The following is a 16,060-nucleotide window of genomic DNA, read 5'->3' as shown; positions in this document are numbered from 1 at the left end:
ACATGGAACTCGCAATGGTGGGGCTGGGGCGCATGGGCGCCAATATGGCCGAACGGCTGGTACGCGGCGGACATCGGGTGGTCGGTTCCGATCCGAGCCCGGAGGCGCGCGCCAAGGCGGCGGACAAGGGCATCGAGCCGGCTGAATCGCTGGCAGCGGCGATCGAGGCGCTGCCGTCGCCGCGGATCGTGTGGCTGATGGTGCCGGCGGGGGATCTCGTCGACAAGCTGCTCGCCGAACTCGAACCGCTGCTGGCGGCGGACGATGTGGTCATCGATGGCGGCAACTCGCGCTACCAGGACAGCCTGCGGCGGGCCGAGCGCGCCGGCGAGCGGGGCCTGCACTTCGTCGATGTGGGTACCAGCGGCGGGGTCTGGGGGCTCGCCGAGGGCTACAGCATGATGATCGGCGGCGAGGACGACGTGGTCGACTCGCTCACGCCGCTGTTCGAGACCCTGGCGCCGGCGGCGGACAAGGGCTGGGGGCATGTCGGTCCTGCCGGTGCCGGCCACTTCACCAAGATGGTCCACAACGGTATCGAGTATGGCCTGATGCAGGCCTACGCCGAAGGCTTCGCGATCATGAGCAAGAAAGCGGAGTTCGGCGTCGACCTGCACCAGGTCGCCGAGATCTGGCGCTACGGCAGTGTGGTGCGTTCATGGCTGCTCGACCTGACCGCCGATGCGCTGGACAAGAACCCTTCCCTCGAGGGCATCGCGCCCTACGTCTCGGACTCCGGCGAAGGACGCTGGACCGTGGCCGAAGCGCTCGAGCTTGACGTCAGCGCGCCGGTCATTACCCTCTCCCTGCTCGAGCGCCTGCGCTCGCGGGAGGAGAACTCCTTCGGTGACAAGCTGCTCGCCGCGATGCGCAATGAATTTGGCGGTCACGCGATCAAGTCGGACTAGGCTCCGTCTAATACCCCGGCTCTCTCCGGGGCGGGCTTGTCAGACAGGGGCTATTGGATAGTGTCTATTGGATAGCGTCTATCGGCTAGGATCGACCAGAGAGTGCGCTACCAGATGTAGTATCCCGAACGCGCTGTTCGCTACCAGTCGAACGGCGCGTTCGACGTTTTCGGAGGCCCTTTTCTGCCGTTCTCGAGGGCTTTCCACCTCCGCGGGAGAAATTTTCGGCCCTTGACAAGGCGTGAGGCGCACAACGGTGGGCCCTCCCGAAGGGGTCGAAAATATCCACAGGGAATACACAGAAAAAAACCACATCTATGCTTGGAAAAACGCCAGGCTACCATATATAGTGTTTTTCCAGAGGCGGCGGACACCACGCAACGGGCGTCCAGACGCCGCCAAGGCCCGCACCATCGGCCAGCGATGGGCGCTATTTCCTATCACGGATGGTAATGATTATCATGAGCATCACGATCTATAGCAAACCCGCTTGCGTCCAGTGCAACGCCACTTATCGCGCGCTGGACAAACAAGGGATCGACTATACCGTGGTCGACCTGACCCAGGACGCCGCTGCCATGCAGCGTGTGCAGGATCTCGGTTACCGTCAGGTGCCGGTCGTGGTGGCAGGTGATGATCATTGGGCCGGTTTCCGCCCGGACAAGATCAGCACGCTGGTCGCCTGATTCGTTGTTCCCGGGGCGCCCGCCCCGGATGGCACGGACCGCGCCAGGCGCGCCGGTCCGGTCTGGAGAGCGCGGCAGAGCGGCCGCCGCATGGCATCGCCCCGCGCTCGCAGAGAGTCTCCAGGCCGCAGTCGAACCCGACACGACCTGAATCGCGCAGAAGCGCAGGGGAGTCGTCATGGCTGAGCTGGTCTACTTCTCGACCAAATCAGGCAACACGCGACGCTTCGTGGAAAAGCTCGGCCTGCCGGCCAGCCGGATCCCGCTGAACCGCGATGATCCGCCGCTGCGCGTCGTAGCACCTTATATTCTCATCGTGCCCACCTACGGCGATGGCGAGCCACGCACGGCGGTACCGCCGCAGGTGATCCGCTTTCTCAACGATGAGCACAACCGGTCGCTGATCCGCGGGGTCATCGCCGGTGGCAACGCCAACTTCGGGGCGGCATTCGGTCTGGCTGGCCGGGTGATCGCGCAGAAGTGCCAGGTACCGTATCTCTACCGTTTCGAGCTGATGGGCACCGATGAGGATGTCCGTCGCGTCCTTGCAGGGGTGAATGAATTTTGGAAACGCTCAGCCTAGAAAAAGAGACGGCAGCGCGATCGCCCGCCGATCACAATGCCAAGACGCTCGACTACCATGCGCTCAACGCCATGTTGAACCTGTATGACGCCGAAGGGCGTCTGCAGCTCGACAAGGACCGCGAGGCCGCGCGTCAATATTTCCTTCAGCACGTGAACCAGAACACCGTGTTCTTCCACTCGCTGAAGGAGAAGCTCGACTATCTGGTGGAAGAGGGCTACTACGAGCAGGAAGTGCTCGACCAGTACGACTTCGCCTTCGTCACGGCGCTGTTCGATCAGGCCTATGCGGTCAAGTTCCGCTTCCAGAGCTTCCTGGGCGCTTTCAAGTACTACACCAGCTACACGCTCAAGACCTTCGACGGCAAGCGCTATCTCGAGCGCTTCGAGGATCGCGTGTGCATGGTCGCACTGTCGCTGGCACGCGGTGACGAGACCCTGGCGCGCCAGCTGGTAGAAGAGATCATCCACGGGCGTTTCCAGCCGGCTACCCCGACCTTCCTCAACTGCGGCAAGCGTCAGCGCGGCGAGCTGGTCTCCTGCTTCCTGCTGCGCATCGAGGACAACATGGAGTCCATCGGGCGCTCCATCAACTCGGCGCTGCAGCTCTCCAAGCGCGGCGGCGGGGTGGCGTTCTCGCTCTCCAACATTCGCGAGGCGGGGGCGCCGATCAAGCGCATCGAGAACCAGTCCTCAGGCATCATTCCGATCATGAAGATGCTCGAAGACGCCTTCTCCTACGCCAATCAGCTGGGCGCGCGTCAGGGTGCCGGGGCGGTCTATCTCAACGCCCACCACCCGGACATTCTGCGTTTCCTCGACACCAAGCGCGAGAACGCCGACGAGAAGATCCGCATCAAGACGCTCTCGTTGGGTATCGTGATGCCGGACATCACCTTCGAGCTGGCCAAGCGCAACGAGGACATGTACCTGTTCTCGCCCTATGACGTGGAGCGCATCTACGGCGTGCCCTTCGGTGACATCAGCATCACCGAGAAGTACGACGAGATGGTCGACGACGGCCGTATCCACAAGAAGAAGATCAACGCCCGCGAGCTGTTCCAGACCATCGCCGAGCTGCAGTTCGAATCCGGCTACCCGTATCTGATGTTCGAGGACACGGTCAATCGCGCCAATCCGATCCACGGCCGGATCAACATGTCCAACCTGTGCTCGGAGATCCTGCAGGTCAACACCCCGACCGAGTACGACGACGACCTCGGTTATCGTCAGATCGGCGAGGACATCTCCTGCAACCTGGGCTCGCTCAACATCGCCAAGACCATGGACTCGCCGGACTTCGGTGCCACCGTGGAGACCGCGATCCGCGGCCTGACGGCAGTCTCCGAGATGAGCCATATCTCCTCGGTGCCGTCGATCGCCGAAGGCAACGCCAAGTCCCACGCGATCGGCCTGGGGCAGATGAACCTGCACGGCTACCTGGCCCGCGAGCGTATCTTCTACGGTAGCGAAGAGGGGTTGGATTTCACCAACATCTACTTCTACACCGTGGCGTTCCACGCCATTCGTGCCTCCAACCGCATCGCCATCGAGCGTGGCACGCGCTTCGCCGGTTTCGAGCAGTCGACCTATGCCAGCGGCGAGTACTTCGACAAGTACACCGAGCAGGCGTGGGAACCCAAGACCGAGAAGGTGCGCGGGCTGTTCGAGAAGAGCGGCATCCACGTCCCGACCCAGGACGACTGGCGCGAGTTGAAGGCATCGGTGATGGCCCACGGGCTGTTCAACCGTAACCTGCAGGCGATCCCGCCCACCGGTTCGATCTCCTACATCAACAACTCGACGTCGAGCATCCACCCGGTCACGGCCAAGGTCGAGATCCGCAAGGAGGGCAAGCTGGGCCGCGTCTACTACCCGGCGCCCTACCTGACCGACGACAACCAGGCCTACTACCAGGACGCCTACGAGCTCGGCCCGGAGAAGATCATCGACACCTACGCCGAGGCGACCCAGCACGTCGACCAGGGCCTGTCGCTGACGCTCTTCTTCCGCGACACCGCGACCACGCGTGACGTCAACAAGGCGCAGATCTACGCCTGGCGCAAAGGCATCAAGACGATCTACTACATTCGTCTGCGCCAGGCCGCGCTGGAAGGGACGGAAGTCGAAGGTTGCGTCTCCTGCACGCTCTAAGCCCGACTGTCTGAATTTGTTGGAACGCGCCGGCGCTCGCGCCGGCGTCAACCGAACGAGAACATGCTCATGGATATGCCCGCGACCTCTGCAGCCCGCCATCTGAGCCGGGTCGATGCGATCAACTGGAACCGCCTTCAGGACGACAAGGACCTGGAGGTCTGGAACCGTCTGACCGGCAACTTCTGGCTGCCGGAGAAGATTCCGCTCTCCAACGACATCCCGTCCTGGAACACCCTGACCGAGCAAGAGCAGCAGCTGACCATTCGTGTCTTCACCGGTCTCACCCTGCTCGACACCATCCAGGGGACGGTCGGCGCACCGACGCTGATCGAGGATGCGGTGACCCCCCACGAAGAGGCGGTGATCACCAACATCAGCTTCATGGAGTCGGTCCACGCGCGCTCCTACAGCTCGATCTTCTCGACGCTTTGTGCCACCCGCGACGTCGACGACGCCTACCGCTGGAGCGAGGAGAACCCCTTCCTGCAGAAGAAGGCGGAGCTGATCCTCGAGCGCTACCGCGCCGAAGACCCGCTGATGCGCAAGGTCGCCAGCACCTTCCTCGAGTCGTTTTTGTTCTACTCCGGCTTCTACCTGCCGATGTACTGGTCCAGCCGCGCCAAGCTGACCAACACCGCCGACCTGATCCGTCTGATCATTCGTGACGAGGCGATCCACGGCTACTACATCGGCTACAAGTTCCAGCGCCAGCTCGCCCAGCTGCCGGCGGAGCGCCAGGAAGAGATCAAGATCTACGCCTATGAGCTGCTCCACGAGCTCTACGACAACGAGGTGAGATACACCGAGGCGCTCTACGACGATGTCGGCCTGACCGAAGACGTCAAGAAGTTCCTTCACTACAACGCCAACAAGGCGTTGATGAACCTGGGCTTCGAAGCGCTCTTCCCGGCCAGCGTCACCGACGTCAGCCCGGCGATCCTCGCCGCGCTCTCGCCGGGTTCCGATGAGAACCACGACTTCTTCTCCGGTTCCGGCTCCTCCTACGTGATCGGCAAGACGGTCAGTACGGAAGACGAGGACTGGGCGTTCTGAAGCTCGGCAACCTCTCCGGTCGACTCATGCCAAACCGCCCCACCTGGGCGGTTTGGCGCGTCTGGGGTCGAGCTTCCATGCTCGCTGCACACTGTGTGCATGAAGTGCGGCGATAGTGAGGGTGCACCGTATCCCGGTGCGCCACTGGAGTCGTGTCGTCATGCAAGCAAGGTCCAAGTCACTGTTCGCGCTCGCCGTTACCCTCACCGCACTGTCACCACTGGCGCTGGCTACCCCCCCCGAGCAGCCGCAGCCGCCGGCCCCCCATAGCGCCAAGCCGACGCACGCCACTGCGTTGAAGGATGCCGTGGTCGCCAGCTGGTCGCTCGATCAGCAGCAGCAGGCCGCGCTGACCCGGGCGGATATCGATTTCCGTGATGGCCTGCACAAGCTGCGCGGCGATGGCTCCCAGGCGGCTCCTGAGCAGCGCCGTGCCGCGCTCGATGCGCTGCTCGATCAGCAGCGCCAGCAGCTCGCCAAGGTGCTGGATCCGGCGCAGCTGCGCGCCTATATGATGCTGGAACGGCAAGCGGCGATGCCACGCCACCCGGGGCCGCGCCGCGGTCACGATCCGGCGGCCCTGGACGCCGACCTGAAGGCGCGCTTCACGCCGCTGTTCGCGACCTGGCAGCTCGCCCCGCAGCAGCGTGCGGAAGTGCTCAACGCCCAGCGTACCTTCTTCGATGGCCTGCACCAGCTCAAGCGGCCCGATGCCGCGCCTGACGCCGAGGCTGGCGATCCGCGCGGCGAGCGCTTCAGACGCCTGATCGAGCAGCGCCACAGCGCCCTGGCCCAGGTGCTGAGCCCGGACCAGGTCACCGCCTTCGAGGCGCTGACCCAGCCGCCGCGGCCGCCCCGCGCCGGGCAGCCGCCGGCCCCCGAGGCGCCGCCGGCGCCTCCTGCACCCGGCACGCCCTCGGCACCGCCAGCGCCTGACGCGCCGCCAGCGCCCTGAGTCGCACCACCAGGCCCTTCTCAGGAAGGGCTTTTTTGTGCGTGCCACAAGTGCACTTGCTAGTCTGGGACCTTCACTCGCCGCAGGATGGACCCCCATGGAAGATCAATGGCTGAGCTGGGCCAAGCGTATTTCCGCGCTCGCCGATACCGGGCTGCATTACTGCCGCGACACCTTCGACCGGGAACGTTACGAGGAGTTATCTGCGCTCTCGCGCGAGATGATGGCGGCGCTGGGCGACGCTACCCCCGAGCGTATCGCCACGGCGCTGGGTCCGCGTGAGGGCCATGTCACGCCCAAGATCGACGTGCGCGCGGCGGTCATCGAGAAAGGTCGCATTCTGCTGGTACAGGAGCGTTCGGATGGCCGCTGGACCCTGCCCGGTGGCTATGCCGAGGTGGGCGTGTCGGCCGCGGACAATACCTGCAAGGAGGTGTGGGAGGAGGCCGGGATACGGGTGCGCGTCAAGCGGCTCTATGCCATCCGCCACAAGGCGCGGCACGCCTATCCGCCGGATGTGCTCGACTTCTACAAGCTGTTCTTCCTCTGCGAGCGGCTCGACGCCGCCGCGCTGGACCCCGGGCACGAAGTGCTGGATGCCGCCTACTTCGCGCCCGACGCGCTGCCGCCGCTCTCGACGCCGCGGGCGATCGCCCGCGACATCGAGGATGCCTTCGCTTTTCATGCCCAGCCGCAGCGGCCCACGATCATCGACTAGCGAATTCAGCCGACGAGGCGTCTAGAACGCTTCCCACTCGGCGGTCTCCGCCTCGCGGCGCCGGGCCGGCTGGGCGCTTGCAGGTTTGGCGCTCGCCGCCGGCAGCGGCGCGGCCTGCGGGCTGGCCACGGCGCTGGCATCGAGGCGGAACACCGCGACCACCGACTGCAGCTCGTTGGCTTCTTCTTCCAGCGCCCGCGCGGCGTTGGCGGCCTGCTGCACCAGCGCGGCGTTCTGCTGGGTGACCTGGTCCATCTGGGTCACTGCCTGGTTGACCTGGGTGATGCCGTGGTTCTGCTCCTCCGAGGCCGCCGCGATCTCGTGCATGATCTCGCTGACCCGGGTGATCGAGTTGACGATGTCCTGCATCGTCGTGCCGGCCTTGTCGGCCAGAGCGGCACCGCTCTCGACCCGCTCGGCGGAGCGCTGGATCAGGTCGCGGATCGCCTTGGCCGCATCGGCGGAGCGCCTGGCCAGTGTCTGCACCTCGTTGGCGACCACGGCGAAACCGCGGCCCTGCTCGCCGGCGCGGGCCGCCTCCACCGAGGCGTTGAGGGCGAGGATATTGGTCTGGAACGCCACCGAGTCGATGGCGTCGAGCAGCGTCACCGCCTGGCGCGAGTTCTCGCTGATCGCGTGCATCGTGCTCACCACGCCGCCGACCACCTCGCCACCGCGATTCGCCACATCGGTGGCCTCGCTCGCCAGCTGGCTCGCCTGGACCGCGTTGTCGGCGTTCTGGCGCACGGTCGAGGTCAGCTGCTCCATGCTGGCAGCGGTCTCTTCCAGCGATGCCGCCTGCTGCTCGGTGCGCGAGGAGAGGTCGGTGTTGCCCTGGGCGATGCCGCTGGCGCCGTCGAGCACGTTGTCGCAGGCGTTGCGGACGTTGCCGACGGTGCTCGAGAGATGGCTCTGGGTCTGCGCCATGGCCGCGAACAGCCGCCCGATCTCATTGTTGCCGCGGCGCTCCACCGGCACTGACAGATCGCCGGTGGCGAGCTTCTCGCAGTGCGCCACCAGGCGCTCCAGCGGACGAATCACGTTGACCGTCACGCCCCACAGCACGATCGCCACCAGAACCAGGGTCGCCACCACCGCGGCGGCAATGCCGGCGTTGATCAGGGCCGGCGAGACATCGGTGTTGACGGCGTAGGCGGCCAACCCCGCGACCCCCAGCACCAGGAGTGTGAATGCCAACAGTACCAGCAGCCAGCTGGTCTTCACGGTCATGTCTGCGAGACGTTTCATGCTTGGTTCACCTGCCTTCCCTTAGTATCCGAGTGCCGGGCGTCACCACGCAGGTGTCGGCCGGAACGGCGCCGATTCGCGTGGGCGCCGAATACGCTTTATCGGCGCTTGCGCCAGCGCCTTGAGTACCCGTCGCTGCGGCAAACTGGCACACCTGGCCGGCGCCGTGGCTGGGGGCCACGCTGGCGGCCTCACTTCTTCTCGACAGGCAGCGGAGTACAGCAGATGAACGCACAACGGATCCTTTCCCAGCTCATGCAGCAGGCGGGTAGCGGTCAGCGCCAGAAGGCCGGCGGCAACGGCATCGACGTCAAGTCGCTGCTCGGCGGCGGCGCGTCGGGCCTGCTGGTGGGCAGCAAGCGCGGGCGCAGCCTGGGCGGCAAGGCGATCAAGTACGGCGCGCTGGCCGGCCTGGGCGCCCTGGCCTGGAAAGCCTGGCAGGCGCATCAGGAGCAGAAGTCGGCGCCCGCCGAGGCGACGACCGCCACCGACCAACCGCTGGAGCAGCTCTCCGGCGAGCGCCAGGAGACCCGCAGCCTGTCGATTCTGCGAGCGATGATCGCGGCGGCGCGCGCCGATGGCCATATCGACGCCGTCGAGCGCGCCGCCCTGGGCGAGCAGATCGATGCCCTGGGGGCGGATGATGAACTGCACGCCTGGGTCGAGCGCGAGATGTCGGCGCCGCTGGATGCCGAGGCGATCGCGCGCGATGCCGACTCGCCCCAGGCGGCCCGCGAGCTCTACCTTGCCAGCGTGGCGATCATCGACGACCAGAACCCGATGGAGAAGGCGTGGCTCGACCAGCTGGCGCAGGCGCTGTCACTGGATAGCGAGATGCGCCAGGCCCTCGAACGAGAGGTGCACGCGGTCTGAGCCGTGTGCGGTCGTGGGCGGGTGGGGCGCCCTCAGGCGGGGCGGGGAGAGCCGGCGCCTTCGATGACGGTATTGAGGGATACGCGCATGGCGACGTTGGCCTGTCACTTGCGCTATTCGCGTGGCGAGATCGCCTCGGAACGGCTGCGCGGCTGGATCGCCACGGTACTGACGGCTTGCTGCTGAGGCGGTTGCGCAACCCCATGTTCAAAGTTCAACTTGGGTGAACTTGATTAACGCCGACGACACGAATTAACCGTGGTGTATTTTTCCCTTTAAATTCAATCATTTATTGAAAGTGCTCGGGGTGATGGCTATAGTCTGAGTCTCTTTGGGGAGTAGCCGGTCGCTGGCGTGCAGATCTTGGTCCAGCGGCGTGCGTGTCAACACACTCGGCCCTGGCCGTGGCACGTACACCGATCTCGGTTGGCGAGACCATTGACACCCGCGGCGCAGAGTCGGGCCTGGTGGGTGTCGTGGTTCAACTACCGGCTGGACGACGCCATGAATCCCGCATCTCTTGTCTTGCTCGCCTTCGCGATGTCGACCGACGCCTTTGCCGCGTCGATCGGCAAGGGCGCCTCGCTCAAGCGCACGCGATTTCCCGAGGCGCTGCGCATCGGCGTGATCTTCGGCACCATCGAGGCGATCACCCCGGTCATCGGTTGGGCCATCGGTCTGGCGGCGACCCATTTCGTCTCCGAGTGGGATCACTGGATCGCTTTCGTGCTGCTGGCCGGTCTCGGTTCGCACATGATCTGGGCCGGACTCAAGCCCGACGACCCGCGGGCTCAGGAAGACGCGGATGTCCCGGCACGGCGTTCGTTCTGGCTGGTGGCAGCCACCGCCCTGGCCACCAGCATCGATGCCATGGCGGTCGGCGTCACACTGGCCTTCGCTGATATCAATATTCTGGTCGCGGCGATGGCGATCGGCCTGGCCACCACGCTGATGGTCACCATCGGGATCATGCTCGGCCGCGCCATCGGCTCGCTGATCGGCAAGCGCGCCGAGATCGGCGGTGGTCTGGTGATGATCGTGATCGGCTGCATGGTGCTCTATCAGCATCTCGCCGGTGCCTGAGCGATAGCGGGCCCCGCCCGCACGGCAAGGTAGACGTCAACGGCCACCCTCGGTGGCCGTTGGCATTTGGCGCCTGCCGTTGGTGCGCTTCTCAGGAGATCGGGTGCCGGCAGGCTCGAACCACCAGGCTTGAATTACCACGCTGCTTTCTCCATCTTGATCACGCATTTCGATTAGCCACCCTGAACCTCAAGGAGCTTCCATGGCTCGTCAGCCGATCCGCGACAACGCGCTCAAGGCCGCGTTACGCACACCGCAGTTTCGCCAGCAGCAGCAGACCCCCAAGAAGGGCAAGGGCAGCTATTCACGCAAGGGCCGTGGTGCCCAAGGGGGGCGCCATCGCCAAGCGGCCTGAGAGGCCGTTTCGCCATGGCGCTTTCCTGTCACCCCGCAGGCTGCTTGTCCTCTCGTCATCTTCTCTCCGAGTACCGCCTCAGCCCGGCATCAGCACGCTCCACCACGCCACCAGCAGCAAAACCAGCGCCAGCGCGCGGTTGAATAGCCGCCACTGCGCCGGAGAGCGCAGCAGTCGCGCGGCGCCGTCTCCCATCGCCCCCCAGGCTGCCAGGCAGGGCATGGCCAGGGTGGCGAAGATCGCCGCCAGGCCCGCGATCGCGACCGGGGTGACATGATGCGGGGCGAACACGCCCACCACTGCCAGTGCCATCAGCCAGGTCTTGGGGTTGATCAGCTGCAGTATGGCCGCCTGCCTGGCGCCGAAGTTCGGCGCTCGCATACCCTCAGCGCGCTCCGTCGAGGGTGCCGGGGCGTGGTAGAGACGCCATGCCAGCCAGCTCAGCCAGACGACGCCCAGCCAGCTCAGGGCCAGGCTTGCGTAGGGCCGGCTGATCAGCAGCTGGCCCAGGCCCAGCCCCACCAGCAGCACGAGGGTGGCGGCGGCCAGGCTGGCACCGATGACCGCCGGCAGGGTGCGCCGGAAGCCGTGATGCAGCCCCTGGTGCAGAATCAGCAGATTGGTCGGCCCCGGGGTGATCGAGGCGACGATGGCGAACAGCGCGAAGGGTAACCAGTTCGGCATGGGGTGGCTCCATGGGACAGCGAGAGCCCCGACTATCGCCTGGCGCGGCTGACGCGTCTGGAAGATCTGAGCAGAGCCGGCAGGCCGGTGGGATCGGGTCGAGGTGACGGGATCGGCCGGTTTGGGTCTACGGGGTCGGATCGATGGAATCGGGTCGACAGGAGTGGATCGACTCAAGGCCGCTCAGCGGCGGCGACAGTAGTCCGCAGGGGTGAGGCCGTAGGCGCGCCGGAACCAGCGCCCCAGATGGCTCTGATCGGCGAAGCCGAAGCGTGCCGCGACCTCGGCTGGGGCATCGCCCACGGCCAGGCAGCGGCGCGCATGGGCGAGTCGCAGCTGTACCAGGTAGGCGTGCGGCGCCAGCCCGAAGGCGGCCTTGAAAGCGCGGCTGAGACGGAAACGATCGACGCCGCAGTGGGCGGCGAGCGTCTCCAGGCCGATATCCTGCTCGCAGTGGGCGTGCAGATAGTCGCGGGCCAGACGCGCGGTGCGCGGCAGGCGTGGGTCGCCCAGGGCGCGCTCGTGCCAGCCCAGGTGGGGCAGCATGCCGCGCAGCACGGCGTCGAGATGCGTCTCCTTGGCCAGCTGCCAGCCGGGCATGCGCAGAGCGCTGAAGGCCGCAGCCACCTGGCGCGCCAGCTCCGGGTCGTCGGCCAGGGTGCGCCGGAAGCCGGGTTCTCCGCTGCTGACCGGGGCATCGCCGAACTGGCGCAGCTCACGCTGCAGCCAGGCCGGGTCGAGATAGAGCATGGCGTAGGTGAACCCGCCCGCGGCCGGCGCGTGACCGTCGTGGAGCTCGCCGGGCTCGACGAAAAACAACCGCCCCGGGGTGCTGTCGTGGCGCCGTCGCCGGCAGTGGAACTGCTGCACGCCCTGTTCGGTGAAGCCGACCAGGTAGCTGTCGTGCCAGTGGGGATCGTAGGCGTGGCCCTCGAAGTGGGCGCGCAGGGTCTCGATACCGCTAGCGTGGCGCTGCAGATCGATCCACCCGGTCGAAGACATGCTCATCCTCCTGGATGACGTGGACGCGGCTTCAGTCTGCCACGCCCACCCCACCGCGTCTGGAAGATTCGTGCACGGCGGTGGCGTGCTGGCGCCACGTTCAGTCGGGCAGCGGCGCTTCGAACGGCTCCTTGGCGCGGGCGGTGAGTGTGGTTCCGATCGAGGCGACGATCACCAGCGCGATCGCCAGCCACTGCAGCACGCTCAACTGCTGGCTCAGGAACAGCAGACCGGAGAGCGCGCCCACCGCCGGTTCCAGGCTCATCAGGGTGCCGAAGGTCTGGGTCGGCAGGCGTGGCAGGGCGATCATCTCCAGGGTGTAGGGGAGGGCGGTGGAGAGCACCGCCACCGCCAGCGCGAACGGCAGGATCTCGGGGGCGAAGATCGCCGGGCCGACCTCGATCAGCCCGATCGGGGCGATCACCACGGCGGCGATGGTGATGCCCAGGGTCGCACTCTGGGCGCCATTGATCGCGCCGGCCTTCTGCCCGAACAGGATATACAGCGCCCAGCACACCCCGGCACCCAGGGCGAAGGCCGCACCGACCGGATCGACCGGGCCGCTGTGGTCGTCACCCAGCAGGAGCAGCAGGATCAGGCCGCTGACCGCGAATGCCACCCACACCAGATCCAGCCAGCGGCGCGAGGAGAGCATCGCCACCGCCAGCGGGCCGGTGAACTCCAGCGCCACCGCGATCCCCAGCGGAATGCGCGCCAGCGCCTGGTAGAACATCAGGTTCATGATGCCCAGCGAGACGCCGTAGATCAGCGTCGACTTCCACGCCCGGCGGCTGATGCGCCGTCGCCAGGGCTGCATCACCAGCAGCAGCAGGCCGGCGGCCAGGATCAGGCGGATCGAGGTGGTACCGGTGGCGCCGATCTGGGGAAACAGCGTCTTGGCCACCGCCGCACCGCTCTGTATCGAACACATCGCCACCACCAGCATGGCGACCGGCCAGGCGCGCTGGACGAAGGGATGGGTGGCGACGGACATGACACCTCCAGGGGGGCTCGGGCATGATGGCTCGCCAAACCTGGCCGCGCAGCGCCTCGACGGTGAGCGGTGTGGGACGAGAGTCGCGATTGTACGGATGGGCAATATATTGCACAACTCTAACGAGCGCCCCGACGTGCTGGTGCACGTGGCTGCCAATGTCCGGCGCCTGCGCCAGGCGGTCTCCCTGAGTCAGCAGGCACTGGCCGAGCGGGCCGGGGTCAGTCGGCGCATGCTGGTCAATATCGAGAAGGGTGACGTCAACGTCAGTCTGGGCACGCTGGACCGCCTGGCCGAAGCGCTGGGCGTGCTGTTCTATGCCCTGGTCCAGCCGCCTGACAGCGAAGACTCCGCGCGTATCGACGAGGTGGCCTGGGTCGGCCGCTCGTCGGAGAGCCGGGCGCGGCTACTGGCGAGCAAGCCGGCCCGTCAGGAGGTCGAGCTGTGGTCCTGGTCGCTCGCACCGGGGGATGTCTACGCATCGGCGGCCGACGATAACGGCTGGCACGAGATGCTGGTGGTGATCGAGGGCACGCTGACGCTCGAACTGGCAGCGGGTGACATCGTCATCCCGGCCGGCGACTTCCATGTCTATCCGAGTGACCAGCCCTATCGCTATCGCAACGATGGGGCCGGTACGCTGCGCTTCATTCGCAACGTGGTCCATTGACCGTGCAGCGCACGCGATACCCTGCGCCGCTCACAGTCCCGCCTTGTCCAGCCCGAAGGCCTCGTCGGCGGAGCCAGGAACGGCCTGGAAGGCGATGCTGAGACGATTCCAGCCGTTGATGGCGACGATCAGAAAGGTCAGATCCGAGAGCTCCGCTGCGGAGAAGTGGCGGCGCATGTCGTCGTAGGTGTTGTCATCGACCCCATGCTCGGGCAGCCGGGTCAAGGTTTCCGTCCAGGCCAGGGCGGCCCGTTCGCGCGGGCTGAACAGTGCCGATTCTCGCCACACGGTCAGGTGGTGGAGACGGAGTTCGCGCTCGCCGTCGATCGTCGCCTCCTTGGCATGCATGTCGACGCAGAAGGCACAGCCGTTGAGCTGGGAGGCGCGCAGCATCACCAGATGCTTGAGCTCCTGGATCACGTCGATCTGCGCCAGTGCCATGTTGAAATCGAGGTACTTCTGCGCAGCCTGGGGAGAGGTCTGGTAGTAATTCACGCGGGCTTGCATGTCGTTCACCTGTCTGGGCAGTGGGTCGTGGGAAGGGAAGAATCAGATGCCGGGACAGGATGGGATGCCGGTGGGCGGTCGGACAGGGCCAAGATCTGCGACGATTTCTAGGCCATGGCAAGAGGCCCCGAGCCGCGTCACACCATGAGTTCGGCCAGCTGAGCTGCCAGGGCATCGGCATGGGCGGCATCGATGACGTTGGTGAAGCTCAGCAACAGCCCGGAGTGGCGTGCCGAGCTCAGGTGCCAAGCGGACAGCGCATGCCCGCCCAGCCCGGCGCTGGCGGCCCGGTTCGCAAGGGACACGTCGTCGGCGCCATCGGGAAGACGGACCAGCAGATGCATCCCGCCGGCCTGTAGATCGAGGTGAATCCGGTCGCCCAGATGATGTTCGAGCGCCTGGCGAAGATGTTCACGGCGCACCTGGTAGAGCGCCCGCATACGCTTGAGATGGCGGGCGAAATGGCCCTCTTCGATGAAATCCGTCACGACTGCCTGACTCAACGTCGGGGCGCCATGCCCCAGACGCTGCATCGCGCGCCGGAAGGTCGCGACCTGAGCACTGGGAACCACCAGGTAGGCCAGCTTGATGGCGGGAAACAGGACCTTGCTGAACGTGCCGGTGTAGAGCACGCGCTCGTCACCATCGAGACTCTTCAGCGCCGCTTCGGGATGGCCGCGATAGCGGTACTCACTGTCGTAGTCATCCTCGATGATCCAGGCTGCTTCCCGCTTCGCCCACGCCAGCAACGCCCGGCGGCGGGCCAGTGTCAACGTCACCCCGGTGGGGCTCTGATGCGTGGGCGTGACGACGGCGAAGCGGGCTTGGGCGGCACGTGAACACCCCGTTTCGACATTCAAGCCTTCGGCGTCGACGCTCACCGGCGTCAGCTGCATCCCTTCGCCCTGCAGTCGTTCCCGCGCCATCACATAGCCCGGCTCTTCGAACCATCCCCTGTCACCGGGTGTCAGCAGGGCCCGACAGATCAGGCCAAGCGTGTCTCGATAGCTGTCGGTGATGAAGATCTGTTCGGGCTGGCAGGCGATGCCCCGCGACACCCCGAGGTAGCTCACCAGGGCGCGCTTCAGTGCCGGGTGGCCCGTCGGCGGGGGGTAATTCAGTTCGGCGCTGGACTGGGCCCTGAGTCGGCGCTGGGTCAGGCGCGCCCACAACTTGTGGGGGAAGGCGTCCAGCGCCGGAAGCCCCAGTTGGAACGGGAGCGGCGGTTCGAGATCAGACTCCGGCGCCTGCCCGGCCATCGTATCCGGTATCGGGGCCGGACCCGTGGCGTCGGGCAGGTGGGGCGAAACGATCGTGCCCGCCGGGCCTCGCGGCAACAGATACCCTTCGCTGACGAGCAGCTGATACGCCAGCTCGACCGTGCCGCGTGACAGGTTCAGCTCACTGGCCAGGCTGCGTACCGAAGGCACCCGTTTGCCGGCTGGCAGGCGCCCGTCTGTCATCGCTTCGCGCAGGCGCTGATAGAGCTGTCGGTAGATCGGTACGTTTTGTGCGCGGTCGAGCCGAAGTCGGGGATTGGACATGTCGATGTCCTAGAAGATCGAAGACGTCTTGGCGCTGCCAA

General features: G+C 66.0%; 17 protein-coding genes. 11 read left to right on the top strand and 6 right to left on the bottom strand.

Translation table 11 applies throughout. The features are described 5' to 3' along the window. Positions 1–2: 2 nt before the first annotated feature. From gnd to DOM67_RS18000, 7 genes are all read left to right on the top strand, one after another. The gene (gene gnd, locus DOM67_RS18035; RefSeq protein WP_110678496.1) at positions 3–908 is read left to right on the top strand and encodes a phosphogluconate dehydrogenase (NAD(+)-dependent, decarboxylating); all 906 of its coding nucleotides are present in this window, start codon (positions 3–5) and stop codon (positions 906–908) included. 461 nt (positions 909–1,369) lie between these two features. After that, positions 1,370–1,594, top strand: a complete 225-nt coding sequence (nrdH, locus tag DOM67_RS18030; RefSeq protein WP_035475161.1) for a glutaredoxin-like protein NrdH — start codon at positions 1,370–1,372, stop codon at positions 1,592–1,594. Between the two features lie 178 nt (positions 1,595–1,772). Next, positions 1,773–2,177 (top strand): class Ib ribonucleoside-diphosphate reductase assembly flavoprotein NrdI, encoded by a 405-nt coding sequence (nrdI, locus tag DOM67_RS18025; RefSeq protein ID WP_110678494.1) that lies wholly within the window; start codon positions 1,773–1,775, stop codon positions 2,175–2,177. Next, on the top strand, positions 2,159–4,330 hold the full coding sequence (gene nrdE / locus DOM67_RS18020; RefSeq protein ID WP_232825312.1) for a class 1b ribonucleoside-diphosphate reductase subunit alpha: 2,172 nt from the start codon (positions 2,159–2,161) through the stop codon (positions 4,328–4,330). Before nrdI ends, nrdE begins: the two co-directional genes overlap by 19 nt. Before the next feature lie 75 nt (positions 4,331–4,405). Continuing rightward, positions 4,406–5,386, top strand: a complete 981-nt coding sequence (nrdF, locus tag DOM67_RS18015) for a class 1b ribonucleoside-diphosphate reductase subunit beta (RefSeq protein ID WP_110678638.1) — start codon at positions 4,406–4,408, stop codon at positions 5,384–5,386. A gap of 160 nt (positions 5,387–5,546) precedes the next feature. Further along, a complete protein-coding gene (locus DOM67_RS19865) occupies positions 5,547–6,341 on the top strand; it encodes a hypothetical protein (RefSeq protein ID WP_157958898.1) in 795 nt (264 codons plus the stop codon). A gap of 97 nt (positions 6,342–6,438) precedes the next feature. Next, positions 6,439–7,059, top strand: coding sequence for an NUDIX hydrolase (locus DOM67_RS18000; RefSeq protein ID WP_110678486.1), 621 nt, complete (start codon positions 6,439–6,441; stop codon positions 7,057–7,059). Positions 7,060–7,080: 21 nt separating this feature from the next. Here DOM67_RS18000 and DOM67_RS17995 read toward each other — a convergent pair whose 3' ends face one another. Beyond that, positions 7,081–8,307, bottom strand: a complete 1,227-nt coding sequence (locus DOM67_RS17995) for a methyl-accepting chemotaxis protein (protein ID WP_110678484.1) — start codon at positions 8,305–8,307, stop codon at positions 7,081–7,083. Between the two features lie 225 nt (positions 8,308–8,532). On the opposite strand from DOM67_RS17995, the gene DOM67_RS17990 reads away from it, so the two are divergent. The 3 genes from DOM67_RS17990 to arfA all read left to right on the top strand — a co-directional run bounded on the left by DOM67_RS17990 (position 8,533) and on the right by arfA (position 10,618). Next, a complete protein-coding gene (locus DOM67_RS17990; protein ID WP_110678482.1) occupies positions 8,533–9,180 on the top strand; it encodes a tellurite resistance TerB family protein in 648 nt (215 codons plus the stop codon). A gap of 504 nt (positions 9,181–9,684) precedes the next feature. Beyond that, positions 9,685–10,263 (top strand): manganese efflux pump MntP, encoded by a 579-nt coding sequence (mntP, locus tag DOM67_RS17985; RefSeq protein WP_110678636.1) that lies wholly within the window; start codon positions 9,685–9,687, stop codon positions 10,261–10,263. A gap of 202 nt (positions 10,264–10,465) precedes the next feature. Continuing rightward, positions 10,466–10,618: an alternative ribosome rescue factor ArfA gene (gene arfA, locus DOM67_RS17980; protein WP_110678480.1), complete on the top strand. Its 153-nt coding sequence runs from the start codon at positions 10,466–10,468 to the stop codon at positions 10,616–10,618. A 78-nt stretch (positions 10,619–10,696) separates the two neighbouring features. On the opposite strand, the gene DOM67_RS17975 is transcribed toward arfA, so the two are convergent. From DOM67_RS17975 to rhtA, 3 genes are all read right to left on the bottom strand, one after another. Then, positions 10,697–11,302, bottom strand: coding sequence for a LysE family translocator (locus DOM67_RS17975; protein ID WP_110678478.1), 606 nt, complete (start codon positions 11,300–11,302; stop codon positions 10,697–10,699). A 183-nt stretch (positions 11,303–11,485) separates the two neighbouring features. Beyond that, positions 11,486–12,304 (bottom strand): AraC family transcriptional regulator, encoded by an 819-nt coding sequence (locus DOM67_RS17970; protein ID WP_110678476.1) that lies wholly within the window; start codon positions 12,302–12,304, stop codon positions 11,486–11,488. 100 nt (positions 12,305–12,404) lie between these two features. Further along, positions 12,405–13,298, bottom strand: coding sequence for a threonine/homoserine exporter RhtA (gene rhtA, locus DOM67_RS17965; protein ID WP_110678474.1), 894 nt, complete (start codon positions 13,296–13,298; stop codon positions 12,405–12,407). Positions 13,299–13,395: 97 nt separating this feature from the next. Between rhtA and DOM67_RS17960 the strand changes: the two genes are divergently transcribed. Beyond that, positions 13,396–13,968 carry an XRE family transcriptional regulator gene (locus DOM67_RS17960; protein WP_110678472.1) on the top strand — a complete coding sequence of 191 codons (573 nt, stop codon included), beginning with the start codon at positions 13,396–13,398 and terminating at the stop codon, positions 13,966–13,968. A 30-nt stretch (positions 13,969–13,998) separates the two neighbouring features. Here the strand turns inward: DOM67_RS17960 and DOM67_RS17955 are convergent, their stop codons facing one another. Together DOM67_RS17955 and DOM67_RS17950 are read right to left on the bottom strand one after the other, a co-directional pair. Next, positions 13,999–14,475 carry a carboxymuconolactone decarboxylase family protein gene (locus DOM67_RS17955; RefSeq protein ID WP_110678470.1) on the bottom strand — a complete coding sequence of 159 codons (477 nt, stop codon included), beginning with the start codon at positions 14,473–14,475 and terminating at the stop codon, positions 13,999–14,001. A gap of 137 nt (positions 14,476–14,612) precedes the next feature. Then, positions 14,613–16,019 (bottom strand): PLP-dependent aminotransferase family protein, encoded by a 1,407-nt coding sequence (locus DOM67_RS17950; protein WP_110678468.1) that lies wholly within the window; start codon positions 16,017–16,019, stop codon positions 14,613–14,615. Positions 16,020–16,060 lie beyond the last annotated feature (41 nt).

The sequence above is a fragment of the Salinicola sp. RZ23 genome (genome assembly GCF_003206675.1).
Lineage (GTDB): Bacteria > Pseudomonadota > Gammaproteobacteria > Pseudomonadales > Halomonadaceae > Salinicola > Salinicola endophyticus.
Note: the sequence above shows the minus strand (reverse complement) of the source record. Positions and strands in the feature narration are given on the sequence as shown.

What these genes read in the sequence shown, in the direction of transcription:
- DOM67_RS17950 (WP_110678468.1), bottom strand. Translation starts at nt 16,019, where the DNA reads ATGTCCAATCCCCGACTTCGGCTCGACCGCGCACAAAACGTACCGATC.
- nrdF (WP_110678638.1), top strand. Translation starts at nt 4,406, where the DNA reads ATGCCCGCGACCTCTGCAGCCCGCCATCTGAGCCGGGTCGATGCGATC.
- arfA (WP_110678480.1), top strand. Translation starts at nt 10,466, where the DNA reads ATGGCTCGTCAGCCGATCCGCGACAACGCGCTCAAGGCCGCGTTACGC.
- DOM67_RS17990 (WP_110678482.1), top strand. Translation starts at nt 8,533, where the DNA reads ATGAACGCACAACGGATCCTTTCCCAGCTCATGCAGCAGGCGGGTAGC.
- DOM67_RS17955 (WP_110678470.1), bottom strand. Translation starts at nt 14,475, where the DNA reads ATGCAAGCCCGCGTGAATTACTACCAGACCTCTCCCCAGGCTGCGCAG.
- DOM67_RS17970 (WP_110678476.1), bottom strand. Translation starts at nt 12,304, where the DNA reads ATGTCTTCGACCGGGTGGATCGATCTGCAGCGCCACGCTAGCGGTATC.
- DOM67_RS18000 (WP_110678486.1), top strand. Translation starts at nt 6,439, where the DNA reads ATGGAAGATCAATGGCTGAGCTGGGCCAAGCGTATTTCCGCGCTCGCC.
- mntP (WP_110678636.1), top strand. Translation starts at nt 9,685, where the DNA reads ATGAATCCCGCATCTCTTGTCTTGCTCGCCTTCGCGATGTCGACCGAC.
- DOM67_RS19865 (WP_157958898.1), top strand. Translation starts at nt 5,547, where the DNA reads ATGCAAGCAAGGTCCAAGTCACTGTTCGCGCTCGCCGTTACCCTCACC.
- DOM67_RS17960 (WP_110678472.1), top strand. Translation starts at nt 13,396, where the DNA reads ATGGGCAATATATTGCACAACTCTAACGAGCGCCCCGACGTGCTGGTG.
- DOM67_RS17975 (WP_110678478.1), bottom strand. Translation starts at nt 11,302, where the DNA reads ATGCCGAACTGGTTACCCTTCGCGCTGTTCGCCATCGTCGCCTCGATC.
- gnd (WP_110678496.1), top strand. Translation starts at nt 3, where the DNA reads ATGGAACTCGCAATGGTGGGGCTGGGGCGCATGGGCGCCAATATGGCC.
- rhtA (WP_110678474.1), bottom strand. Translation starts at nt 13,298, where the DNA reads ATGTCCGTCGCCACCCATCCCTTCGTCCAGCGCGCCTGGCCGGTCGCC.
- nrdH (WP_035475161.1), top strand. Translation starts at nt 1,370, where the DNA reads ATGAGCATCACGATCTATAGCAAACCCGCTTGCGTCCAGTGCAACGCC.
- DOM67_RS17995 (WP_110678484.1), bottom strand. Translation starts at nt 8,307, where the DNA reads ATGAAACGTCTCGCAGACATGACCGTGAAGACCAGCTGGCTGCTGGTA.
- nrdI (WP_110678494.1), top strand. Translation starts at nt 1,773, where the DNA reads ATGGCTGAGCTGGTCTACTTCTCGACCAAATCAGGCAACACGCGACGC.